The organism is Flavobacterium sp. S87F.05.LMB.W.Kidney.N (assembly GCF_004366435.1).
Classification (GTDB): domain Bacteria; phylum Bacteroidota; class Bacteroidia; order Flavobacteriales; family Flavobacteriaceae; genus Flavobacterium.
Genome location: NZ_SODX01000002.1, coordinates 18,445 through 40,937, shown reverse-complemented (window position 1 = coordinate 40,937; position 22,493 = coordinate 18,445). Strand labels below are relative to the sequence as shown.

At 33.3% G+C, this 22,493-nt stretch carries 23 protein-coding genes and 1 tRNA gene; 8 read left to right on the top strand and 16 right to left on the bottom strand.

Features of this window, described 5'->3' with window-relative positions:
• Nucleotides 1-210: 210 nt before the first annotated feature.
• Nucleotides 211-1,545: a tRNA (N(6)-L-threonylcarbamoyladenosine(37)-C(2))-methylthiotransferase MtaB gene (gene mtaB / locus EDB96_RS06000; RefSeq protein ID WP_134139710.1), complete on the bottom strand. Its 1,335-nt coding sequence runs from the start codon at nucleotides 1,543-1,545 to the stop codon at nucleotides 211-213.
• Between the two features lie 486 nt (nucleotides 1,546-2,031).
• Here mtaB and EDB96_RS05995 point away from each other — a divergent pair, with 486 nt between their 5' ends.
• Nucleotides 2,032-2,550, top strand: a complete 519-nt coding sequence (locus tag EDB96_RS05995) for a hypothetical protein (RefSeq protein ID WP_134139709.1) — start codon at nucleotides 2,032-2,034, stop codon at nucleotides 2,548-2,550.
• A gap of 68 nt (nucleotides 2,551-2,618) precedes the next feature.
• On the opposite strand, the gene EDB96_RS05990 is transcribed toward EDB96_RS05995, so the two are convergent.
• The 12 genes from EDB96_RS05990 to hisS all read right to left on the bottom strand — a co-directional run bounded on the left by EDB96_RS05990 (nucleotide 2,619) and on the right by hisS (nucleotide 13,802).
• Entirely contained in the window at nucleotides 2,619-3,149 is a 531-nt protein-coding gene (locus EDB96_RS05990; protein WP_057116934.1) for a GNAT family N-acetyltransferase, read from the bottom strand.
• A 7-nt stretch (nucleotides 3,150-3,156) separates the two neighbouring features.
• Complete coding sequence (locus tag EDB96_RS05985) at nucleotides 3,157-3,960, bottom strand: Cof-type HAD-IIB family hydrolase (RefSeq protein WP_134139707.1); 804 nt, start codon at nucleotides 3,958-3,960, stop codon at nucleotides 3,157-3,159.
• A 77-nt stretch (nucleotides 3,961-4,037) separates the two neighbouring features.
• Nucleotides 4,038-4,256: a putative signal transducing protein gene (locus EDB96_RS05980; protein ID WP_113679793.1), complete on the bottom strand. Its 219-nt coding sequence runs from the start codon at nucleotides 4,254-4,256 to the stop codon at nucleotides 4,038-4,040.
• A gap of 12 nt (nucleotides 4,257-4,268) precedes the next feature.
• The gene (locus EDB96_RS05975; protein WP_134139706.1) at nucleotides 4,269-5,084 is read right to left on the bottom strand and encodes an alpha/beta hydrolase; all 816 of its coding nucleotides are present in this window, start codon (nucleotides 5,082-5,084) and stop codon (nucleotides 4,269-4,271) included.
• A 73-nt stretch (nucleotides 5,085-5,157) separates the two neighbouring features.
• Nucleotides 5,158-5,820 carry a DEAD/DEAH box helicase gene (locus EDB96_RS05970; protein ID WP_134139705.1) on the bottom strand — a complete coding sequence of 221 codons (663 nt, stop codon included), beginning with the start codon at nucleotides 5,818-5,820 and terminating at the stop codon, nucleotides 5,158-5,160.
• A gap of 103 nt (nucleotides 5,821-5,923) precedes the next feature.
• The gene (locus EDB96_RS05965; RefSeq protein ID WP_134139704.1) at nucleotides 5,924-7,087 is read right to left on the bottom strand and encodes a sigma-54-dependent transcriptional regulator; all 1,164 of its coding nucleotides are present in this window, start codon (nucleotides 7,085-7,087) and stop codon (nucleotides 5,924-5,926) included.
• A gap of 112 nt (nucleotides 7,088-7,199) precedes the next feature.
• The gene (locus EDB96_RS05960) at nucleotides 7,200-8,516 is read right to left on the bottom strand and encodes an ABC transporter permease (protein WP_134139702.1); all 1,317 of its coding nucleotides are present in this window, start codon (nucleotides 8,514-8,516) and stop codon (nucleotides 7,200-7,202) included.
• Nucleotides 8,517-8,597: 81 nt separating this feature from the next.
• Entirely contained in the window at nucleotides 8,598-9,527 is a 930-nt protein-coding gene (locus EDB96_RS05955) for an ABC transporter ATP-binding protein (RefSeq protein WP_134139701.1), read from the bottom strand.
• 158 nt (nucleotides 9,528-9,685) lie between these two features.
• Nucleotides 9,686-10,795, bottom strand: a complete 1,110-nt coding sequence (dnaJ, locus tag EDB96_RS05950; RefSeq protein WP_057116941.1) for a molecular chaperone DnaJ — start codon at nucleotides 10,793-10,795, stop codon at nucleotides 9,686-9,688.
• 78 nt (nucleotides 10,796-10,873) lie between these two features.
• On the bottom strand, nucleotides 10,874-11,452 hold the full coding sequence (locus tag EDB96_RS05945; RefSeq protein ID WP_057116942.1) for a nucleotide exchange factor GrpE: 579 nt from the start codon (nucleotides 11,450-11,452) through the stop codon (nucleotides 10,874-10,876).
• 542 nt (nucleotides 11,453-11,994) lie between these two features.
• Nucleotides 11,995-12,065, bottom strand: a tRNA-Trp gene (locus EDB96_RS05940).
• Nucleotides 12,066-12,374: 309 nt separating this feature from the next.
• Nucleotides 12,375-13,802 (bottom strand): histidine--tRNA ligase, encoded by a 1,428-nt coding sequence (gene hisS / locus EDB96_RS05935; protein WP_134139699.1) that lies wholly within the window; start codon nucleotides 13,800-13,802, stop codon nucleotides 12,375-12,377.
• A 179-nt stretch (nucleotides 13,803-13,981) separates the two neighbouring features.
• Between hisS and EDB96_RS05930 the strand changes: the two genes are divergently transcribed.
• Nucleotides 13,982-15,226, top strand: a complete 1,245-nt coding sequence (locus EDB96_RS05930; RefSeq protein WP_166669274.1) for an ABC transporter permease — start codon at nucleotides 13,982-13,984, stop codon at nucleotides 15,224-15,226.
• Nucleotides 15,227-15,359: 133 nt separating this feature from the next.
• On the opposite strand, the gene prmC is transcribed toward EDB96_RS05930, so the two are convergent.
• Both prmC and EDB96_RS05920 read right to left on the bottom strand, forming a co-directional pair.
• Nucleotides 15,360-16,214 carry a peptide chain release factor N(5)-glutamine methyltransferase gene (gene prmC, locus EDB96_RS05925; RefSeq protein WP_134139698.1) on the bottom strand — a complete coding sequence of 285 codons (855 nt, stop codon included), beginning with the start codon at nucleotides 16,212-16,214 and terminating at the stop codon, nucleotides 15,360-15,362.
• 88 nt (nucleotides 16,215-16,302) lie between these two features.
• A complete protein-coding gene (locus tag EDB96_RS05920; RefSeq protein WP_134139696.1) occupies nucleotides 16,303-16,788 on the bottom strand; it encodes a GNAT family N-acetyltransferase in 486 nt (161 codons plus the stop codon).
• Nucleotides 16,789-16,885: 97 nt separating this feature from the next.
• Between EDB96_RS05920 and ribD the strand changes: the two genes are divergently transcribed.
• Genes ribD through EDB96_RS05905 form a run of 3 tightly spaced genes read left to right on the top strand, consistent with a single transcriptional unit; the run spans nucleotide 16,886 to nucleotide 19,173 of the window.
• Nucleotides 16,886-17,935, top strand: a complete 1,050-nt coding sequence (gene ribD, locus EDB96_RS05915; protein ID WP_134139695.1) for a bifunctional diaminohydroxyphosphoribosylaminopyrimidine deaminase/5-amino-6-(5-phosphoribosylamino)uracil reductase RibD — start codon at nucleotides 16,886-16,888, stop codon at nucleotides 17,933-17,935.
• Nucleotides 17,928-18,530 carry an HAD family hydrolase gene (locus tag EDB96_RS05910; RefSeq protein ID WP_134139693.1) on the top strand — a complete coding sequence of 201 codons (603 nt, stop codon included), beginning with the start codon at nucleotides 17,928-17,930 and terminating at the stop codon, nucleotides 18,528-18,530. Before ribD ends, EDB96_RS05910 begins: the two co-directional genes overlap by 8 nt.
• A 10-nt stretch (nucleotides 18,531-18,540) precedes the next feature.
• Nucleotides 18,541-19,173: an IMPACT family protein gene (locus tag EDB96_RS05905; protein ID WP_134139692.1), complete on the top strand. Its 633-nt coding sequence runs from the start codon at nucleotides 18,541-18,543 to the stop codon at nucleotides 19,171-19,173.
• Nucleotides 19,174-19,204: 31 nt separating this feature from the next.
• On the opposite strand, the gene EDB96_RS05900 is transcribed toward EDB96_RS05905, so the two are convergent.
• On the bottom strand, nucleotides 19,205-19,609 hold the full coding sequence (locus EDB96_RS05900; protein WP_134139690.1) for an acyl-CoA thioesterase: 405 nt from the start codon (nucleotides 19,607-19,609) through the stop codon (nucleotides 19,205-19,207).
• 187 nt (nucleotides 19,610-19,796) lie between these two features.
• Here EDB96_RS05900 and dnaA point away from each other — a divergent pair, with 187 nt between their 5' ends.
• The 3 genes from dnaA to EDB96_RS05885 are packed head-to-tail and all read left to right on the top strand — an operon-like array spanning nucleotide 19,797 to nucleotide 22,473.
• Nucleotides 19,797-21,224, top strand: coding sequence for a chromosomal replication initiator protein DnaA (gene dnaA / locus EDB96_RS05895; RefSeq protein WP_057116951.1), 1,428 nt, complete (start codon nucleotides 19,797-19,799; stop codon nucleotides 21,222-21,224).
• Between the two features lie 8 nt (nucleotides 21,225-21,232).
• The gene (locus EDB96_RS05890) at nucleotides 21,233-21,700 is read left to right on the top strand and encodes a low molecular weight protein-tyrosine-phosphatase (RefSeq protein WP_134139689.1); all 468 of its coding nucleotides are present in this window, start codon (nucleotides 21,233-21,235) and stop codon (nucleotides 21,698-21,700) included.
• 59 nt (nucleotides 21,701-21,759) lie between these two features.
• Nucleotides 21,760-22,473, top strand: coding sequence for an SAM-dependent methyltransferase (locus EDB96_RS05885; RefSeq protein WP_113676235.1), 714 nt, complete (start codon nucleotides 21,760-21,762; stop codon nucleotides 22,471-22,473).
• Nucleotides 22,474-22,493: the final 20 nt, after the last annotated feature.

Sequence of the window (22,493 nt, the reverse complement as noted above, 5' to 3'; positions counted from 1 at the left end):
ATCTTCTAAAAAACAAAAACCGCATAATTTTAAAAATTATGCGGTTTTTGTCATTCTGACGAAGGAAGGATCTCCACGAGAAACTCCACTCCTAAAATTGCCAATCTTTGTAGAGTTACTTGTGGAGATTCCTCGTTCCTCGGAATGACAATAGTTATGTAAAAACTTTGTCAAAGTTTGAAACTTTGTCAAAGTTGAAAAATCATAAAATTAAGCTTCCGCCAGTTTATTCAAAAACTCTAAACGAACACTTCCATCTTCATCAATCTTAGTTAAATTGATTTCTTGTAACGTATTTACCAATTCTGGATTCCAAGGTGTTTTTACTTTTACGTAATTTTCTGTAAATCCGTGAATGTATCCTTCTTTATTTTCGCTTTCAAAAAGAACCGTTCTGTTTGTTCCCAATTGGCTTTCGTAAAAAGCTCGGCGTTTTTTAACTGATAATCCACGAAGCATTTTACTGCGTTTTGCTCTTACATTTGAAGGCACAACGCCATCCATATCTGCTGCTTCTGTGTTATCTCTTTCAGAATACGTAAATACATGCAGATACGAAATATCTAAATCATTTAAGAAATGATAGGTTTCTAAAAAGTGCTCGTCTGTTTCTCCAGGAAAACCAACAATTACATCTACACCAATACAAGCATGAGGCATTACTTCGCGAATTTTATTCACGCGATCTGTATAAACTTCACGTAAATAACGGCGTTTCATTAATTTCAAAATATCATTACTTCCCGATTGTAACGGAATATGAAAATGCGGTACAAAAGTTCTGCTTTTAGAAACAAATTCTATCGTTTCGTTTTTCAACAAATTCGGTTCGATTGAAGAAATTCTCAAACGCTCAATTCCTTCTACTTTATCCAAAGCCTGAACTAAATCTAAAAAAGTATGTTCGTGTTTTTTATTTCCGAATTCGCCTTTTCCGTAATCACCAATATTTACTCCCGTTAAAACAATCTCACGGATATTCTGAGCCGAAATTTCTTTAGCGTTTTTAAGTACATTTTCTAAAGCATCACTTCTGGAAATTCCTCTTGCCAGCGGAATTGTACAATACGTACATTTATAATCGCAGCCGTCCTGCACTTTTAAAAATGCTCTTGTACGGTCACCAATAGAATAACTTCCAACATAAAAATCGGCTTCGGCAATTTCGCATGAATGCACTTCGCCCATATCGTTTTTACTCAAATCATGGATATAGTCAGTGATTTTGAATTTTTCTGTTGCTCCCAAAACCAAATCAACGCCGTCTACTGCAGCCAATTCTTCTGGTTTTAATTGTGCATAACAGCCAACAGCAGCAACAAAAGCTTTATCGTTAAGCTTCATTGCTTTTTTAACAACCTGCTTAAACTGCTTATCTGCATTTTCTGTTACAGAGCAAGTATTAATTACATAAATATCTGCTATTTCTTCAAAATCGACGCGGTCAAAACCTTCGTCGTTAAAGTTTCTGGCAATTGTAGAAGTTTCTGAAAAATTCAGTTTACAACCCAGCGTATAAAAGGCAACTTTCTTTCTATTTTCCATAATCTGTCTTAAATTAATGAAATCGTTGTCAAAAAATTTAAGGCTGCAAATTTACAAACAATATTCATCAAAAGAAAGGGATTAATTTACTTCGAATCAATAATTTGCATTCAATGTTAATTTAGAAACATTAAAAATATATTTTGGAGATTTATTTTTTCAGAAGATTATACCTCTTAAACTCTATTTTTTTAACAGTACAATAAGAATAAAATGACAAAATAATCGATCAAATGCAAATTTTATCGATTAAATACATTTTTTCTTGATTTAAATTCAAAATTTCTTACATTTACTTTCATTATGGCTGAGCCTCAAAATAAATCCATAATTAAGAATTTTAGAAAGCTTTAATTAATTTAATAATAATTCGGGCATAACAATTTTGAATTTTACTCGTTATGTTGTTGTTTTGTGTTACAAAATGAAATGGGAAAGCCGAAAACCAAAGAGAGTAGGCAAAATTATAATAATAAATACCACTTTATGAAAGCATTTTTACCCACAATCTGCTTGATGTTCTTAACCATTTTTAGTTCGCAAGCGCAAACTAATGTCCCAGCCGCAAATCCATTTCCTTCTATTAGTACATTAACGACTTGGGCGAGCTTCAATTCACAACAGCAATTTGATGTTGCTATTCGTGCTGTTGGGTTTAAGTTTGAAGTTAAAGAACCAGGTGAAGGATCTACAGCTTATACCTACATTCGTAAAGTAACAGTTAACGAAGTAAACTATACTGATAGAATTGTGTACAGAATTACTAATAATAATTCGGCAAGTATTATCTCATTGGTAACTGCTTCTACTGACTTAGTTAGTTTATATACACCGCAATTGGCAAGTTTTAAAAATAACAACTGTAAAACAGAAATGTCTAAAGACAAAAACACAACTTGCAGCTGTTACGAAAGCGCTAATTTTGCAATCGATCTTTGTGACGAACGTGTAAAATTAACTATGGGTGACGGAAATAAATATTTTGTTTCTGTAGCTAAAAAATAATCATACACTCTGAATTGTTTCCAAATCTTTACTGACTTTTAAGTATGTAAAGATTTGGAATACATTTCTTAGTTTGAGTTTGGATTTTTGAGTTCATACCAAACTTCTATTTCTCCTTGATATTCGAAAGAATTCACAAAATGGAAACCTAGTTTTTCTAAAATCTTTCTAGAATTTTCGTTTCCAGCATCTGCATAAGCGTAAAGGGTTTCCACTTTCATTTCATTAAATGCATAATCGACAAAAGCTTTTCCTGCTTCAGATGCATATCCTTTTCCCCAATGTTTTTCGATAAAACGATAACCTAACTCGTAAAAATTTTTATGATTATTGATTTCGTCAGTAATATATTTTATTCCCGACCATCCAATAAATTCATTGGTTTCTTTTAAAACTACAGCCCAGCGCCCTGTTCCAAAATCTTTGTATTGTTTTTGAACGAATTTGATATAATCAATGCTTTCTTCAATATGTTTTACGGGATTATTTCCTAAAAACAAATGGACATTGGGATTCGAATCCAATTCGAACATTCCTTCTGCATCAGAAAGTGCTAATTCTCGTAAAATCAAACGTTCGGTTTCAATTGAATTCTTCATTTTTATTTTAGTTTAAAATGTAACGTGTTATTACTTCTGCAACACCATCATTATTATTGGATGCTACAATTATATCTGCTTTGTCACGCAATTCAGGCGTTACATTATCTACCCAAACTCCAAGACCAGCATATTCAATCATTGTTAAGTCATTTCCAGCGTTTCCAACTGCGATAATTTCACTTTGAAGGATTCCTAACTTATCTGCCAAAAGTTTCAAACTGGCCGCCTTATCAATTCCTTGCTGCGCTGCTTCTAAGAAAAACGGTTTCGACATAGATACAGTCAAATGCGGCATTGCTTCAATTAAATCTTTTTCAACCGTTTTTAAGTAAGCCGGATCTTCTAATAAAATGCATTTGACAGCAGGCCTGTCCACATAATCTTTAAAACTGGTTACTTTACGATGCACCATTCCAGTTATTTCTTTTTCGACTTCTATGTATTGTGAATCTGTTTCGCTTATAATTTCATTATCCAAATAAGTGATAATATGCGTTTTCATTTTAACACTGTAATCGTATAAATCATGAATCTGCTCTACAGTCAGCTTTTGTTCAAAAAAAACTAAATCGTCTTTTGCCCTGCTGATAATAGCACCATTAAATGAAATAATATAAGAATTGTAAATGTCTAATTGTAATTCTTTTGCATAAGCCGTCATTGCAGATGTAGGTCTTCCCGAAGCCAAGACTACGTAAACACCTTTGGCTTGTGCCTCTAAAATTACTTTTTTATTTAAATCTGAAATTTTATGATCATCTGTCAACAAGGTATCATCCATGTCGAGCACTAGCATTTTGTATTGCATATTTTTTAGTATTCAGTCGCAGTTTTCAGTCGCAGTCTCAGTAACAACTGAAAACTGAGACTGAAAATTGAAAACTTTTAAAGACTCATTCTAAATTCTTCAATAACCGGATTTGCTTTTGCAAAATCGGTTTCTTGAATGAAAACCTCAACAGCCAAATCTGTCTGGCCGAAACCTCCTAAACGAGCCGATTGAATATTATCTTTTTTTACGGTTTCTACTCCCGCAGTTTCTAATCTTTCCTGCAAAGCAATTGCTAATACTTCACTACCCGAAAACACCTTCATTAATCCCATGATATTCTATATTTATTCTAATATTATTTTTAATTGTTTTTGAAAATCTTCATTTTCGTTCATACCAACATGTCCCTGACCTTCCAAAGGATAAAAATAGGCATTTGATTTCAAAAGCTTTTTCAATCTTACTGAATTTTCACAAGGAATTAACTGATCATCAGTTCCATGAAAAATATAAATTGGAGCTTTAATTTTTGGAAGATACAAGTTAGTTTCTAAACTAAACCTCTTCATAAAGTCTGGAAAAAAGGGAACTCTCGAACTTGACAATTCTAAAAAGTTGTAATATGGCGCCTGAAGGATTACTGCTTTTGGTCTATTTTCTAAAGCAAGCTTTGCAGCAAACCCAGAACCGATAGAATATCCAGCAATTATAATTTCATCTTCAGAATATCTCTTAGACAATTGCTTATAAACAATCGAAATATCTTTACTCAATTGTTCTTCATTTTCAATTTCACCTTCACTCTTTCCGAAACTTCTGTAGTCCAAAATAAAAATATCGTAACCCAGTGAAGTATATATTTTAGCAATCTTGCCCCAAGTTTCTAATGTTCCGGCATTTCCATGAAGATAAAAAATTAAGCCTTTGGATTTTTCGGCTTTAAACAACAATCCGTTGAGAATACTTCCATCAAAAGACTTGATATTAATTTCCTCATACTTATGCTGATAATCAAATTTAAAGTCCTTTGGTAATTTTGAACTATGAAAAACTAATTCAACCTGATTGAAATAGACGTAAGATATTATTAAAACATAAACAATTAAAAAAAAGCACAAAAGTACAAATGCTAAAAATTTAAACGTTTTTAATATCTCCATTAATCAGTAATTATTTGTTTGTCGCAATTTTCAGTTTATTAGCCTGTTGACTGAAACTGAAAACTGAGACTATCTATTCTTCTTGAATATCGTCTTCTTCTTCGTCAAGTTCTTCCTCTCCTTCTTCATCCATATCAAATAAAAAAGGTTCAACTAACATTTTGTCAGCCAAAATTTCGATACGCTCTGTCAGGGTTTCAGCAAAAATCAAACGCTGCGTTTTTGCAATACTGCCAGAAATACGCATAATCTTTGTTTCGTGTCTCAACCTTAAAATAGGATCTGCATCATCAAGAATCAGCATTTTTAATCGGTTAACATTGTAACCTGCTGTACTAAACATATCGTTTAATTTTGTTGGTGTTCCAATTAAGACATCGATTCCGGTTGAAATGTAATTTTTATCGTAATCCATGTCGCCTTTTTCATTTACGCCATACACCTCAAGATTGGTGTATTTTCCATATTTTTCAAAAAGCGCCACCATTTCCAATACCTTCGCTTTGTCTTCAACAATAATCAAAGCACGAGGTGATTCTTCATTTTTTCCTGCTAACTGCTGAATGACATTTAAAACAATTGTAGTTGTTTTTCCACTTCCTTTTGGAGAAATAATAACACAATCGGCACCACTTTTTATGGTCGAAAATGTTTCCAGCTGCAATGCATTTGCTTCTGTCAAACCATTTTCGATTAATCCGTCTTGTAATTTCTCGTTTATTTTTTTTAGTTTCATTTTTTTTTATGCTTTAAGCTTTAAGCATTAGGCCATAAGCTAAAATATTATACTTTTTTTTAAAGCCTAAAGCCTAAAGCTTAAAGCCTATTGCGCAAGACATCTACTTGCTTGCAAACAATTTCACATCGGTTTCAGAGATTTCGTTTCCTCCTAAAATAATCAATCTTTCGACTACATTTCTAAGTTCACGAATATTTCCTGTCCAATCGTATTCCTGCAATAATTTTATGGCTTGCGCCGAAAATACTTTTACTGCATTTCCCTGCTCTGATGCAATTTTTTCTGCAAAATGTTTTATCAAAGCCGGAATATCGTCACGTCTTTCATTTAACGGCGGTACTTTAATCAAAATAACAGCCAGACGATGGTATAAATCTTCACGGAAACGGCCTTCGGCAATTTCTGTTTTTAAATCTTTATTTGTTGCAGCTACTACACGAACATCAACTTTAATATCTTTATCGGCACCAACTCTGGTAATCATACTTTCCTGAAGGGCACGTAAAACTTTGGCTTGCGCCGAAAGACTCATATCGCCAATTTCATCCAGGAAAATAGTTCCTTTGTCAGCGGCTTCAAACTTCCCCGCGCGATCTTTCACTGCCGATGTAAAAGCACCTTTTACGTGTCCGAACAATTCACTTTCAATCAATTCACTTGGAATCGCAGCACAGTTAACTTCAATTAAAGGAAAATTAGCACGTTCGCTTTTTTCATGTAATTGATGGGCTACTAATTCTTTTCCAGTTCCGTTTGGACCTGTAATTAAAACTCTGGCTTCGGTTTGAGCTACTTTATCAATCATTAATTTAATATGATTAATTGACTCGCTCTCGCCTATCATTTCGTAATTCTTGCTGACTTTTTTCTTTAAAATTTTATTCTCAACAACTAATTGTTTTTTGTCTAAAGCATTACGAACGGTATTCAATAAACGATTCAAATCTGGCGGTTTTGAAATGTAATCAAAAGCTCCTAAACGCATGGTGTGAATTGCTGTTTCCATATCGCCATGACCCGAAATCATGACCATCGGAATTTCTGGTTTTATCTTTTTTACTTCTTCTAAAACCTCAACACCGTCCATTTTTGGCATTTTGATGTCACACAAAACCAAATCGTAATCGTTGTTTTTTATTTTTTCAAGCCCCGCAGCACCATCCTCAGCTTCTTCAACCTGGTATGAATCATTTTCTTCTGATAAAATTTTTACCAAAACTCTTCTGATTGCTGCTTCGTCTTCTATAATTAGTATTTTACTCATTTTTTTTTTAAGGTTCTGAGGTTCTAAGTCACTAAGGTTCTGAGGTTTTTCTAAAAGACACTAAAAAAATCTTAGCACCTCAGCACCTTAGAACCTTAGTAACTCCAAAAAATTAATATTTAAGCCACTTATACAATTCTTTCCAAGTTGGTTTTTTGCCGTACATTAAAATACCTACGCGGTAAATTTTTGCAGCGAACCAAACAACAAGGAAAAATGTAGCAAACAATAATGATACCGAAATTGCGATTTGCCACCACGGCACACCAAACGGAATGCGCATTAGCATTACAATTGGCGACGTTAATGGAATCATCGAAAAAATTACAGCAACGCTTCCGTGTGGATCATTAACAACTGTAAAAAATCCGATATAGACGCTTAAAATAAGAGGCATTATAATTGGTAGTAAAAACTGCTGTGAATCTGTTTGATTGTCTACTGCGGCTCCGATTGCAGCATAAAATGAACTGTACAGAAAATAACCTCCTATAAAATAAACCACAAAACCGATTATGATACTTGCAATGGGCAGGTTCCATAATTCAGCAATATACATTTGTGCAGATCCTGAAAGTTCGTGCTGTGCCGACTGCATTAATTCTGGTGAAATTCTGGCTGTTGGACCAACGTTAACTCCAAAAAATGCTGACGCTGCAAACATTAATCCCAAACCAATAATTGCCCAGATCATAAATTGTAAAATCCCTGCAAGCGATGTTCCTACAATTTTACCAATCATTAACTGAAATGGTTTTACCGACGAAATAATGATTTCGATAATTCGGTTTGTTTTTTCCTCGATTACACTTCGCATTACCATGTTTCCGTAGATGATAATAAACATCATAATCAAATAACCGAACGCACCGCCAATTCCTATTTTGATTTCATTTAAGCCTTTCAAACTTTCTTCACCAGAAGCTTTTATCAAATGAATATTAACTTTTGACTGTGCTTTTTGAATAGCTAGAGTGTCTAGTTTGGCTTTCTCGAGATTTAGTTTTGTAATTTTTGTTCCGATGACATCCTGTGTACTTTCTACAAAAGAAATACTTGGACTATTATTCGAAATAAATTCTATTTTACTTTCTAAATCTTTTGTGTCATTTGTTTTTGGAATGACAATTAGACCGCTGAAATTTTCTTTTGCAATACTGTCTTTCAACGACTTTACATCAATTTCAGATAAATCGAGATATTTGAACTCAGCTCCTTTTTTATTTTCTTTTAAGAAATCGGAAGCAAAAAGTCCAGTTTCGTCATGAATTGCAATACGCTTTGTATCGGCTTTCATCGAGCTCAAATAGCCAATAAAAACGGCTATTGCCACGAATAAAAGCGGACTCAAAAAAGTCATGACAACAAAAGATTTATTGCGGACTTTGGCAATAAATTCTCTTTTTATAATCAACGAAATGATGCTCATAAATATTTTTAATTTTTAAAACTTCAAATCCCAAATTCCAAGATTTTACAATTGGAATTTAGAATTTCTATTTTGGAATTTTTAAATTTTATTTTCTGTTACTGTTTGAATAAAAATATCGTTTACACTTGGAATTTTTTCAACGAAATGTGTCACTTGTCCACGTTGTGTCAAAATATTCAATAATTCGTTTGGAGTTGCATTTCCTATTTGGATATTTAATTTTAAATCATCATTTAAGGATTTGAAATTTGCCGGTGCAACAGTAAATTTCTGTGTAATATCATACATCAAACCTTCAACGTTATCAGTTAAAATTCCAACTTCAAAACTATTGGTTTTAAACTGACGTTTTACATCGCTTACTTTGCCTTCTATTAATTTATTCGATTTATGGATTAAAGCAATATGATCACAAAGTTCTTCAACACTTTCCATTCTGTGTGTCGAAAAAATAATTGTTGAGCCCTGCTCTTTTAATGCCAAAATTTCATCTTTTATAACATTGGCATTTACAGGATCAAAACCAGAAAAAGGTTCGTCGAAAATCAGCAATTTTGGTTTATGCAAAACGCAGACTACAAACTGAATTTTCTGCGCCATTCCTTTAGAAAGTTCTTGGATTTTTTTGTTCCACCAGCCTTGAATTCCTAAACGATCGAACCAATATTCTAACTGCAGTTTTGCCTCAGCTTTAGAAAGCCCTTTCATTTGTGCTAGATACAAACATTGTTCTCCTACTTTCATAGAAGTATATAAACCTCTTTCCTCAGGAAGGTAACCAATTGTCTGCACGTGTTTTGGCTGTAATTTTTCTCCATCCAAAATTACTTCGCCGCTGTCGGGCATTGTAATTTGATTGATGATTCTAATAAGGGAAGTTTTTCCAGCTCCATTGGGACCTAATAGTCCATATATACTGCCTTTCGGCACATTTAATGAAACTTCGTTAAGCGCTACATAATCGCCGTATTGTTTTACGACTTTATGTACTTCAAGTAAGTTACTCATGCTGTTTTTTAGATTTTCTGCGTCACTTTACCAATTGTGGCTCTGCGACTGTAAAAGTAAATAATTCGAAGCGAACTTGTATTATAATACGCAAAAAACCCATTCTAATTTGAACTAGAATGGGTTTTTGATAATATTACATTTTAGAAAAGTTTAGATTATGAAAACATATCTTTTACTTTCTCAAAAAATGATTTCTCTGATTTCTCTGGACTTGGAACGAAATGATCATCGTTTAAAGCATTTTCAAAGAATTGTTTTTGTTCTTTATTTAAAGTTTTAGGAGTCCAAACATTTACGTGAACTAATAAATCTCCGCTTCCGTAACCGTTTAGACTTGGAATCCCTTTTCCTTTTAATCGTAAGATTTTTCCAGATTGAATTCCTTCTTCCAGTTTAATACGAACTTTTCCGTTGATTGCCTCAATATCTTTTGAAGCTCCCAAAACAGCTTCTGGGAAACTGATATATAAATCGTAGTGAACATTTTCGCCTTCACGTTTTAGGAATTCGTGCTCAATTTCTTCAATCGCAACAATCAAATCACCTGGAATACTATTTCCTGGAGCATCGTTACCTTTGTTAGAAACTTTTAACTGCATTCCGTCAACAACTCCCGCAGGAATTTTGATTGATACTGTTTCGTCTTCCTGAACCATTCCTTGAGCATCTGCCTCAGAAGGTCTTTTATCTAAAATTTGACCAGAACCACCACAAGTAGGACAAGTTGACGCAGATTGCATTCTTCCTAAAATGGTATTAGTTACACGCATTACCTGACCTTGACCATTACAAGTCGTACAAGTTTTATACGTTACACCTTTTGCCTGAACTTTACGTTTTACTTTTACTTTTTTCTCTACTCCATTAGCAATTTCTTCTAAAGTTAATTTCACTTTAATTCGAAGATTGCTTCCTTTTGCACGGCGAGGACCACCGCCTCCGCCTCCGAAACCGCCAAATCCACCTCCAAAAATATCACCAAACTGGCTGAAGATGTCATCCATATTCATACCGCCATGACCACCGCCAAATCCGCCAGAACCATCAAATGCTTGATGTCCGTATTGATCGTATTTTGCTTTTTTCTGCGGATCACTTAAAACTTCATAAGCTTCTGCCGCTAATTTGAAGTTTTCTTCTGCCTCTTTGTCGCCTGGATTTTTATCAGGGTGATATTTCAACGCACTTTTTCTATATGCTTTTTTTATTTCAGCAGCGTCAGCATTTTTTGAAATGCCTAGTATTTCGTAAAAATCTTTTTTCATAATAAAGGTTAAATTCCAAAACCTAAAATTCCAAATTCCAATCTTAAAACTGACTTTTGAAACTTTTGTTTGCTTTTTTTAGTTTCCGATTACTACTTTAGGAAAACGAATAATTTTGTCTCCTAATTTGTATCCTTTTTCAATAACGTCAACAATTTTCCCTTTTAATTTATCAGACGGAGCTGGAATTTGGGTAATTGCTTCAGCAAAATCAGCATCAAAAGCATCACCTGCTTTTACATCCACTTGTTCTAAACCTTTAGTTACCAAAGTACTTTTTAGTTTTTCGTGAATCAATTCAACACCTTTAGTTAAATTCTCATCTTCAGATTTGTTGATCTCTACCATTGCTCTGTCAAAATCATCTAAAACTGGAAGCATTGCTAACAAAACTTCTTGATTTGCAGTTTTAAACAAATCAATACGCTCTTTTGAAGTTCTTTTTTTGTAATTTTCAAATTCGGCAAATAATCTCAAAAACTTATCTTTTTCTTTAGCCAAGTCTTGAGCTAATTGCTCTTCAACACTTAATTCTTCAACAATTAACTGTTCTCCGTTGGCATTGTTCTCTAACGTTACGTCGTCTAATTCCTGATCGAATTCTGTATTTTCCGTAGTCATATTACTTTTATTTTTAAAAATATTTTTAAACTTCATTTTATTTTCTTTCTGTTGGATTGCAAAAGTACTGCCAAATCTTCTAAAATGTCAAATTGTCACTTTATTAATTATGAGTCTTTTAAAAAATGAAACGTAGCAAATAAAATTTAGTATAATTTTAAGACTATTACGTTATAGTTTATTTTATCTTTGAAGCATTAAAACTAAATCATTACCTATCAAAATTGAATTTAAGGGTTGGCCTCGGCCTCAAAATAATTATTAATTCAAATTTACCTTATATTAAAAAAAGCTTCGCCTTAAGAGACGAAGCTTTTTTTTTGCTTTTTGTACTATACTTTTTTACCACAGAGAACACAAAGGTTTTCACAGAGTTTACAGAGATTTAATTTGTACTTATACAATCTAAACACACAAAGTTTTGTGAATTCTGTGATTTTAGAAACTGCACTTAAATAAATCTTTGTGTTTTCTGTGGTTTTAAAAAAAAATCGCAAAGCTTTATATAAATTTAGCTTTGCGAATTGTGTTTTTTAATATTTTGAACAAAAAATCTTTGCTGTAAAAAATATGTATTGCACGGGCGGAGGGATTCGAACCCCCATCAACGGTTTTGGAGACCGCTATTCTACCCTTGAACTACGCCCGTAACTTAAGGTCGGCAAATTAAAAGCTTTTTTTCTTTACTAGCAAGTATTTCACGCACATTACAAAAGATTTCAGCGGATAAAATGCTAACAATTTACTAACCAAATCATATTCAAAGGTTTGCAAATTCCTCCTTTTTTGTCAAAACAAAACTATGCGAAATAACCGCAAAGTTCGCTAAGTTTTTTTTAGAGTGTGGTTTATAAAAAAACACAAAGTTCGCAAAGCGTTGTATTGATTTGGCTTTGCGAACTTTGTGTTTTTTATACAGAAATTAAAATAAATCTTAGCGTACTTTGCGGTTAAACTCTTATGCCAACAAAGCATTTTTCAAACCTTCGAAATCAACTGTAATCTGTTCTCCTGACACTAAATTTTTAAGTGCATAAGAATTCGAGGCAATTTCCTGATCTCCTGCAATTACTGCAAACGGAATCAGACGTTTATCTGCATATTGAAACTGTTTCCCCACTTTTACATTATCTGGGTACAATTCTACTTTTATATTCTCTTGTCTTAATTTTTGAATTGCTTTTGAAGCATACAAAGCTTCTTTATCTCCATAATTGATAAAAATAGCTTTTGAAGTCGCTGCAACAGTTTCTGGAAACAATTGCAATTCTTCCAAAACCAAATAAATTCGATCCAAACCAAAAGAAATTCCGACACCACTCATATTTTTCAAACCAAAAATACCAGTCAAATCGTCGTATCTTCCACCGCCTCCGATAGATCCCATCGAAACTGTTTTTGGAGCCGCAACTTCAAAAATAGCTCCAGTGTAATAATTTAAACCACGTGCCAAAGTCACATCTAAATCTAAAGTTGCTGTTGCCAATCCTAAAACGGCAACGTTGTCACAAATAAATTTCAATTCTTCAACACCTTTCATTCCTTCTTCTGAAGAAGCCAATAATTCTGAAAGCTGATTGATTTTATCTGCAAATGTTCCGCTAAAGCTAAAAAGCGGCTGTACTTTAACTAAAGCTTCTGCAGCAATTCCTTTTTCGATCATTTCCTTTTTTACGCCGTCTTCTCCAATTTTGTCTAGTTTATCTAAAGCAACCGTAAAATCGATCAATTTATCTGAAGCGCCAATAACCTCTGCAATTCCAGATAATATTTTTCTGTTATTAATTTTAATTGTAACGCCTTCCAATCCTAAAGAAGTAAAAACGGTATCATATAACTGAACTAATTCCACTTCCTGCCAAAGTGATTTTGAACCAACAACATCGGCATCACATTGATAAAATTCTCTGTAACGTCCTCTTTGCGGTCTGTCAGCTCTCCAAACGGGCTGAATCTGATATCTTTTAAAAGGAAATTCAATTTCGTTTTGGTGCTGTACAACGTATCTTGCAAACGGGACTGTCAAATCGTAACGTAATGCTTTTTCTGAAATTCTACCAGTAAATTTATTCAATTCGATTCTCTGACTTAAATCTATTGTTTCGGCAGAATTTGACTGAAGTGCTTCGATAGATTCTGGCAATTCAATTTTATTTTTATTGAAGAAAAAATTTCCTGAATTCAATATTTTAAAAATCAAACGATCTCCTTCTTCCCCATATTTCCCCATCAAAGTATCTGAATTTTCAAACGAAGGAGTTTCTATTGGCTGAAAACCAAATTTCTCAAAATTAGTTTTGATTGTCTGAATAATATATTGACGTTTTGACACCTCTGCAGGCGAAAAATCTCTTGTCCCTTGTGGAATACTTGGTTTTGAAGCCATCTTTTTTATTTTAGATTGTTGATTTTAGATTTCAGATTCCTTGAATCCTTACTTCTAAATTCTTTAACATTATTTTCTTTTAATTTTAATCGCCTGCAAATATCTTACTTTTTAAAATAAATAATAGCGCTTCGAAAACAAACTTGTAACAAAAAACGTATTTTCGTGACAAATTGGTCATGATGCTAAAATTATTTAAAGAAAATATTCGAATTGCGTTTGGTTCTATCAAAACACAATTACTGCGTACTATTCTTACCGTTTTAATTATCGCTATTGGTATAACAGCTCTGGTTGGAATTCTAACGGTGGTTTCTGCTTTAGAAAACACAATTTCTACCGATTTTGCGTCAATGGGAGCAAATACATTTAACATCAATCAATACGAAAATAAAGTTCGTAATCGTGGCGGCAACGAACGAGAAGTCATCAATCCGATTATTTCTTATCCTGAAGCTGTTGCTTTCAAAAATAAATACAAATATCCTTTTACGGAAACTTCTTTGTCATTTACTGCAACTTCTACGGCTGAAGTAAAATATTTAGGCGAAAAAACAGATCCTGAAATTACAATTGTTGGAGTTGACGAACATTTTATTACTAATTCTGGTTTGGAAACAAGTTTAGGAAGAAGTTTTAATCAATTTGACGTTGAAAACAATACGTATTCCTGCATTGTTGGTTCTGACTTTGAAAAAGGACTTTTAAAAGATATTAATCCAATTGATAAAATCATCTCAATTCGAGGTGCCCGATTCAAAGTAATTGGTGTTCTTAAAGAAAAAGGTTCAACATTTGGGAACAGTCAGGATTTACGAGTTTTGATTCCAATTCAGGTGGCAAGATCTTTATTCACGGCACCAAATATCAATTATACAATTAGTGTTATGGTTTCTAAAAAAGAAGTTTTAGACCAGGCAATTGACAATGCAACAAGCACAATGCGAAGAGTGCGCAAATTAAGCCCCGTTCGTGACAATAATTTTGGCGTTGTTCGAAGCGATGATTTAATCAATAGAATTCTCGGAATTACTCAATACTTAGGATGGGCAGCGTGGATTATCAGCATCATAACTATCTTGGGATCTTCCATAGCTTTGATGAATATTATGATTGTTTCGGTTACAGAACGTACCCGCGAGATTGGTGTCCGTAAAGCTTTAGGAGCAAAAAGATCAACCGTAGCGTTCCAGTTTTTTATTGAAACTTTATTGATCGGACAAATTGGAGGTTTAGTCGGAATCGTTTTGGGTATCTTGCTTGGTTTTGCTATTGCAGCAACGATGAGCTTCGTATTTGTGATTCCGTGGATGGCAATTTTTGCCGCTTTTGCAACAAGTTTTTGCGTTGCATTGGTTTCTGGTTTATATCCGGCAATTAAAGCTTCTAAATTAGATCCTATTGAGGCTTTGCGATACGAATAGTTTTTTAGTATTCAGTTTCAGTTTTCAGTCTCAGTTTTCAGTCACAGTTTTCAGTCACAGTCACAGTTTTCAGTTATTAGTGTTACCGAAAACCGTGACTGTGACTGAAAACTGTGACTGTGACTGAAAAACTCTAAATATTCCCTTTTATCATTCTGTCGTTATCGTAAATATCTTTTCGCAGTTCTACGTTTTTAAAATCCATATTTTCGAGCAACTCAATCATTTCGTTTCCAAGATATTGATTGATTTCGAAATATAATTTTCCTTTTTCAAAAAGGCGTTTTTGTGCCAGCGAAGCGATTTTTCTATAAAAAATCAAAGCATCATTATCTTCCACGAAAAGTGCTAAATGCGGTTCGTAATCCAATACATTTTTTTTGATTTCTTCTTTTTCTAAATTTCGAACATAGGGCGGATTCGAAACAATAATATCAAAATTACATCTAAGTTCTTCGGTTTCTAAAATATCCAAAAGAACAAAAGTCACATCGACATTATTTTTTACAGCATTTCTTTTTGCTGTTTCTATTGCTTTTTTAGAAACATCGATTCCATAAACCTCAGCATTAGGCAGATTTTTTGCGAGCGAAATAGCAATACAGCCGCTTCCGGTTCCAATATCTAGAATTTTCGTTTTTTTTGATTTATCTGGATTAGAATTTTCATTAATAATCCATTCTACTAATTCCTCAGTTTCTGGCCTTGGAATCAAAACATTTTCATTTACTTCAAAATCCAAACCGTAAAAGTTCGTTTTTCCTAATAAATATTGAATTGGAACTTCTTTTTTGAGCTGTTTTAAAAGCTCGTCCCATATAACAAAATCATTCTCTTCAAAAGTCAATTCATGATTTAATGCCAAATCAATCTGACGAAGCTTATGTTTTTCTTCCAGAATTAAATAAAAAAAACTCTCCGCTTCGTACGCATCGTAAAAAGGCGATAATTCTTTAATAAATTGAGTGCGGTATTGTTTAATTTTCATTTCAATTTTTTGAACATTATGTACCAGTTAAAAACTGATTTTTACAATTCAATAAGTCTCGTTAACACAAAATTGTTACAACTTCTAATTACAAAACTTTCAGCATCCATATTGGACAAGAGCAATGTCCTGTTGACCCTAATGGCGCATCCAGATATTCAAAACCAGATTTTTTATACAACTTTTGTGCTGCATGCATAAAAGGCATTGTTTCTATATAACATTTTTCGAAACCAAAATCCTTTGCTTGCTCTAAACACTTTTCCATCATTTTGGCTCCAATTCCTAAACCGCGGGTTTTGGGCAGAAAATACATTTTCTGCAATTCGCAGATTTTTGGATCCCCATTTTCCAAAGGCGCAATTCCAGCACAGCCTACAATTTCACCTTCACTTTCTACAACAAAATAGGAAGATTTTGCTTTACTATACTCTTCAAACATTAAATCCAAATAAGGATCTTCGTATGCAGTTCCGACTTTTGGAATCTCCATTTCATCAAAAACTGATCTAATTAAACTCGCAACTGATTGATTATCTTCTTTTTCAATTGCGCGTATAAGACAATTTACCATTTTTTTTAATCTAAAATATTATAAACGCAAAATAAAGGTAGTTATTTCTATAGTTTCTTCACTTAGTCATAAACTCAAAAATAACTACTTTTGCACCGTGAATATACATGAAAAATATATAAAACGCTGTATCGAACTGGCACAAAATGGGCTTGGAACTACTTATCCGAACCCAATGGTCGGAAGCGTAATTGTTTACGAAAATCAAATTATTGGTGAAGGCTGGCACAAAAAGGCCGGTGAACCACATGCAGAGGTAAATGCGGTTCGATCTGTGAAGGATAAATCACTGCTAAAAAAAGCTACAATTTATGTAAGTTTAGAGCCTTGCAGTCATTTTGGAAAGACGCCTCCTTGCTGCGACTTAATTATCGCAAATCAAATTCCGAATGTAGTTGTCGGAACGGTTGATCCTAATGAAAAAGTGGCCGGAAAAGGAATTCTAAAATTAATCGAAGCGGGAGCAAATGTTACGGTTGGAGTTTTAGAAGATGAATGCAACGAGTTGAACAAACGTTTTTTTACTTTTCATCAAAAAAAGAGACCCTATATTATTTTAAAATGGGCAGAGAGTCAAGACGGATTTTTAGCTCCTGAAAAAACAATCAGCAAGGATCGTAAACCTATTTGGATTACAAATACTTATTCTCGCCAACTGGTTCACAAATGGAGAACCGAAGAGCAGGCTATTTTAGTTGGGACACAAACTGCTATTGATGACAACCCTAAATTAAACGCCAGAGATTGGAGCGGTAATAATCCTGTGAGGGTTGTGATAGATCGGGAAAATAAAATTGACCAAAACAGTTTTATTTTTGACGACACTGTAAAAACAATTATTTTTTCTAATGAAAACAAAAAAATATCAACAACAAATACGCAGTTTGAAGTAATTGATTTTAGTAAAAACATTATTCCTGAGATTTTGGATGTTTTATATAAAAATCAAATTCAATCGATAATAATTGAAGGCGGAAGACAAACTTTACAATCTTTTATAGATGAAAACGTTTGGGATGAAGCTCGAATTTTTGTTGGAAAACCAAGTTTTGGCAATGGAACAAAAGCTCCAATTATTTCAAGAAAAAACAACAGTAAAATTACTATTTTAAGCGACGAACTAATACAGATTAGAAATTATGATTGATACTATAATTTTTGACTTTGGAGATATTTTCATCAATTTGGACAAACCTGCCACAATTTCTGGTTTGCAAAAATTAGGAATGACAGAATGGAATAATGACTTTGATCAATTAAATTTTTCTTTTGAAACTGGACATATTTCTCCAGAAGATTTTATTGGCGGTTTTCAAAAACAACTCCCGAATGCATCGAAAGAAGAAATCTTAAAAGCTTGGAATGCTGTATTGGCAGATTTTCCTTTATACCGTTTAGAATTTCTAAAAGAATTATCCAAAAAATATCGTTTGTTTTTATTGAGTAATACTGATTCTATTCACATCAACACATTTGAAACAAAAAACGGAACTGCCTTTTATGAAGATTTTTATGGCTGTTTTGAAAAAGTTTATTTCTCCTTTGATATGGGATTAAGAAAACCAGATCCAAAAATTTATCAATTCTTACTTGACAAACATAATCTATTACCAGAGAACACTTTATTTGTTGACGATAAAAAAGAAAACACTGACAGCGCAGCAGCTCTAGGCATAAAAGTCTGGAATCTTCAAGTCGGGAAAGAAGATGTTATTGACCTTTATAATAAAAATATAATTTAGAATACTGCTTTTGGAAATTAACGATACTTATCAAACTATTGCATCTCCATCTGAAGAAATGCTGTTTAAAGAAAAAGGCAGTAAATTCTTTGGCTATGCATTTCCGATAGATCATGAAGACGAAGTAAAACCAATTATTGAAGACCTTAAAAAACAACATCCGCATGCTGTACATTATTGTTATGCTTATCAACTGGGTGTTGGAAACAAAATTTCATATCGTGCTAATGATGACGGCGAGCCAAGCAATACTGCAGGCGCACCTATTTACGGGCAGATACAATCTTTTGGAGTAACGAACGTTCTTGTTGTGGTTGTTCGAATTTTTGGAGGCGTAAAATTAGGAGTCGGCGGTTTAATTGCTGCTTATCGGACAACAGCTCAAATGACTTTAGAAACTTGCGAGATTATTGAAAAAACAATTGACGAATCATTTTTAATTTCATTTGATTATAAAAACATGAATAAAGTAATGCGTGTGATCAAAGAGAAAAAGTTAGAAATAACTTCTCAAGAAATGGAAATGGATGAAATTTCTGGATTACCGATTGGCAAAATTACGATCAAAACGCGAAAAAAAAATGCCGAAACAGTGTTCAGCATTTTTGATTTAATGTTTGAAATTGATATTAAAATTGTATAAATTAGTAGAAAATCTTTAAGCGATTTAACAATTATTCAAGCGATTTAAATATTTCTAAAATATAATCTGGAGGAGCTGTCGGACGACCTGTTTTTAACGAAATAAATACTAAAATAAACGTCGCAGTTGTTAATAACTCATTTGACTCATTATAGATCTCGCAGTCAAATTCAATCTTGACAGAAGAGTGACTTTTGAAAGTTGTATGAATTGTTAAAAGCTCATCGTATCTCGCCGATTTTTTGTAACTTATGTTCATGTTTACAATTGGCAGACCAATACCGCTTTCTTCCATGCTTTTATACGAAACCCCTTTATTTCTAAGCCATTCCACGCGTCCGATTTCAAAATAAGGAATATAATTTCCGTGATAAACGACTCCCATCTGGTCGGTTTCTGAGTAACGAACTCTTACTTGAGTCTGGTGATTTTTCATTATTTAGAGATTAAAAAAATTCAAATTTAAAAAGCCTACTTACAACTTTTTTTTATAAAATTAGATGTCAAAATATTTTTTTTTACAGAAATTTGTTCACATATTTGTTATCCCGAAATACGGAATAAAATTGCTCCTCATTTATTAGGAGAATCTTTATAACAATAATAAAAATTTATCTGAATCTATGACTAAAACTGCTCAATCGGTATGGGAAAACTGTTTGTCCTTTATAAAGGATAATATTCAAGATCAAGCATACAAAACTTGGTTTGAACCAATCAAATCAGTTGAGCTAACCGATAACGCATTATACATTCAAGTTCCAAGTAAATTTTTCTACGAGTGGCTCGAAGAGCACTATGTAAAATTATTGAAAGTTGCGCTTACCAAAGAACTGGGAAAAAACGCAAAGTTACTCTATAAAATTAAAATGGAGAACACTTATGGTAACAAACAGCCGTTTACCGAGCAGCTGCCAAGTTCCAACAGAGTGCCGATGAAACCGCAAGAGGTTGATGCTCCGTTTAAAAACTTAAATCCTGAACTAAAAAATCCATTTGTAATTCCTGGAATTAGAAATTTAAAAATTGAGTCTCAGTTAAATCCGAACTACAGTTTTGATAATTTCTTAGAAGGAGATTCTAACCGTTTGGCTCGTTCTGCAGGTATGGCTGTGGCCAACAAACCTGGAGGAACTTCATTTAATCCGTTATTGATATTTGGAGGAGTTGGTTTAGGAAAAACACACTTAGCACATGCTATAGGTGTAGAAGTAAAAGATAAATATCCTGAAAAAACAGTTTTATATATTTCTGCTGAGATTTTTACACAGCAGTATATTGATTCGGTAAAAAAGAATAATCGTAATGATTTCATTCACTTTTACCAATTAATAGATGTTTTAATTATTGATGATGTTCAGTTCTTATCTGGAAAATCAGGTACGCAAGACGTGTTTTTCCATATTTTCAACTATTTACATCAAAATGGAAAACAAGTAATTTTAACTTCAGATAAAGCTCCTGTTGATATGCAGGATATTGAACAAAGATTATTGTCTCGTTTCAAATGGGGATTGTCTGCAGAATTGCATCAGCCTGATTACGAAACCCGTATCTCGATCCTAAAAAACATCTTATATCGTGATGGTGTTGAAATGCCAGAAGATATTTTAGAATATGTGGCTCGAAACATTAAAACAAATGTTCGAGAACTAGAAGGCGCCATTATTTCGTTAATTGCTCAATCTTCTTTCAACAAAAAAGAAGTTACAATCGAATTAGCGAAAAGCGTTGTAGAGAAATTTGTTAAAAACGTAAAAAGAGAAATCTCAATCGATTATATCCAAAAAATCGTTTCAGATTATTTCCAGTTAGATATTGAAACACTTCAATCGAAAACCCGAAAGAGGCATGTTGTGCAAGCAAGACAATTAGCAATGTTTTTTGCTAAAAAATTCACCAAAGCTTCTTTAGCCAATATCGGTTCACAAATTGGAGATCGTGATCACGCAACTGTTCTTCACGCTTGTAAAACAGTCGACAACTTAGTTTCTACAGACAAACAATTTAAAAAGTTTGTTGAAGACATCAATAAAAAACTAACGCTTTAAGTCGCATCATGCCTGTAAAAATCCTAATGGTTTGTTTAGGGAATATCTGTAGATCTCCCTTAGCAGAAGGAATTTTAGCTTCTAAATTACCTAAAGATAAATTCTTTGTTGATTCAGCCGGAACAGGTTCTTGGCACGTAGGCCATTGTCCTGACAAACGCTCGATCGAGGTTGCCAGAAAAAACGGTATCAATATCAGCGGACAAAAAGGCCGACAGTTTAAAACCAGTGATTTTGATGAATTTGATTACATCTTTGTAATGGACAATTCAAATTTTAATGATGTAAATCATCTTGCTAAAAATCCTGAACACAAAAAGAAAGTCCATTTGATTCTAAATGAATTATTTCCCAACGAAAATGTAGACGTTCCAGATCCATACTTCGGTGCTACAAACGGATTTGAAAATGTGTATCAAATGCTGGACGAAGTAACAGACTTGATCGCCGAAAAACTAATCAAAAAACACGCTTAATTTAATTCAATTGTTTCAAAAATGAGATAATTGAATTTTTTAATTTTAAACATATACACATGAAACTTCTAGGAAAACTATATTTAATTCCAACTACAATGGGCGAAAGCGATCCGATGGATGTTTTACCTCAAACAGTTAAAAGAAGTATCGAACTTATAGACCACTATATTGTTGAAAACGATAAAACTGCCAGAAAATCAATTAAAGCGGTTTATCCCGAAAAAAAGCAATCCGAATTGGTGCTTTTTACTCTTAATAAACGTACTGAACCAAGTGAACATTTAGACTTTATCAAACCTTTATTAGAAGGGAAAAATATGGGTTTAATGAGCGAAGCAGGATGCCCAGGTGTTGCTGATCCCGGTGCTGTAATTGTAAAACTGGCACACGAAAAAGGAATTCAGGTTGTACCTTTGGTTGGACCATCTTCTATCCTACTGGCTATGATGGCTTCTGGAATGAATGGCCAGAGTTTTACTTTCAACGGATATTTGCCAATTGACAAAGACGAGAAAAAATCGGCATTGAGACATTTTGAGAAATTATCTTTTGATAAAAACCAATCACAGATTTTTATAGAAACTCCTTATAGAAACAACAAATTGGTTGAAGATATTTTACAGATTGTAAGTCCGTCAACACATTTATGTATCGCCACAGATATTACACTGCCGACAGAATTCATTAAAACAATGAAAATTGCCGACTGGAAAAAACTGAAAGTTGATTTACATAATAGACCAACGATTTTTATTATCCATAAAATGTAGACTAACTCAAACCATCATCC

What these genes read in the sequence shown, in the direction of transcription:
- mtaB (WP_134139710.1), bottom strand. Translation starts at nt 1,545, where the DNA reads ATGGAAAATAGAAAGAAAGTTGCCTTTTATACGCTGGGTTGTAAACTG.
- EDB96_RS05995 (WP_134139709.1), top strand. Translation starts at nt 2,032, where the DNA reads ATGAAAGCATTTTTACCCACAATCTGCTTGATGTTCTTAACCATTTTT.
- EDB96_RS05990 (WP_057116934.1), bottom strand. Translation starts at nt 3,149, where the DNA reads ATGAAGAATTCAATTGAAACCGAACGTTTGATTTTACGAGAATTAGCA.
- EDB96_RS05985 (WP_134139707.1), bottom strand. Translation starts at nt 3,960, where the DNA reads ATGCAATACAAAATGCTAGTGCTCGACATGGATGATACCTTGTTGACA.
- EDB96_RS05980 (WP_113679793.1), bottom strand. Translation starts at nt 4,256, where the DNA reads ATGGGATTAATGAAGGTGTTTTCGGGTAGTGAAGTATTAGCAATTGCT.
- EDB96_RS05975 (WP_134139706.1), bottom strand. Translation starts at nt 5,084, where the DNA reads ATGGAGATATTAAAAACGTTTAAATTTTTAGCATTTGTACTTTTGTGC.
- EDB96_RS05970 (WP_134139705.1), bottom strand. Translation starts at nt 5,820, where the DNA reads ATGAAACTAAAAAAAATAAACGAGAAATTACAAGACGGATTAATCGAA.
- EDB96_RS05965 (WP_134139704.1), bottom strand. Translation starts at nt 7,087, where the DNA reads ATGAGTAAAATACTAATTATAGAAGACGAAGCAGCAATCAGAAGAGTT.
- EDB96_RS05960 (WP_134139702.1), bottom strand. Translation starts at nt 8,516, where the DNA reads ATGAGCATCATTTCGTTGATTATAAAAAGAGAATTTATTGCCAAAGTC.
- EDB96_RS05955 (WP_134139701.1), bottom strand. Translation starts at nt 9,527, where the DNA reads ATGAGTAACTTACTTGAAGTACATAAAGTCGTAAAACAATACGGCGAT.
- dnaJ (WP_057116941.1), bottom strand. Translation starts at nt 10,795, where the DNA reads ATGAAAAAAGATTTTTACGAAATACTAGGCATTTCAAAAAATGCTGAC.
- EDB96_RS05945 (WP_057116942.1), bottom strand. Translation starts at nt 11,452, where the DNA reads ATGAAGTTTAAAAATATTTTTAAAAATAAAAGTAATATGACTACGGAA.
- hisS (WP_134139699.1), bottom strand. Translation starts at nt 13,802, where the DNA reads ATGGCTTCAAAACCAAGTATTCCACAAGGGACAAGAGATTTTTCGCCT.
- EDB96_RS05930 (WP_166669274.1), top strand. Translation starts at nt 13,982, where the DNA reads ATGATGCTAAAATTATTTAAAGAAAATATTCGAATTGCGTTTGGTTCT.
- prmC (WP_134139698.1), bottom strand. Translation starts at nt 16,214, where the DNA reads ATGAAAATTAAACAATACCGCACTCAATTTATTAAAGAATTATCGCCT.
- EDB96_RS05920 (WP_134139696.1), bottom strand. Translation starts at nt 16,788, where the DNA reads ATGGTAAATTGTCTTATACGCGCAATTGAAAAAGAAGATAATCAATCA.
- EDB96_RS05910 (WP_134139693.1), top strand. Translation starts at nt 17,928, where the DNA reads ATGATTGATACTATAATTTTTGACTTTGGAGATATTTTCATCAATTTG.
- EDB96_RS05900 (WP_134139690.1), bottom strand. Translation starts at nt 19,609, where the DNA reads ATGAAAAATCACCAGACTCAAGTAAGAGTTCGTTACTCAGAAACCGAC.
- dnaA (WP_057116951.1), top strand. Translation starts at nt 19,797, where the DNA reads ATGACTAAAACTGCTCAATCGGTATGGGAAAACTGTTTGTCCTTTATA.
- EDB96_RS05890 (WP_134139689.1), top strand. Translation starts at nt 21,233, where the DNA reads ATGCCTGTAAAAATCCTAATGGTTTGTTTAGGGAATATCTGTAGATCT.
- EDB96_RS05885 (WP_113676235.1), top strand. Translation starts at nt 21,760, where the DNA reads ATGAAACTTCTAGGAAAACTATATTTAATTCCAACTACAATGGGCGAA.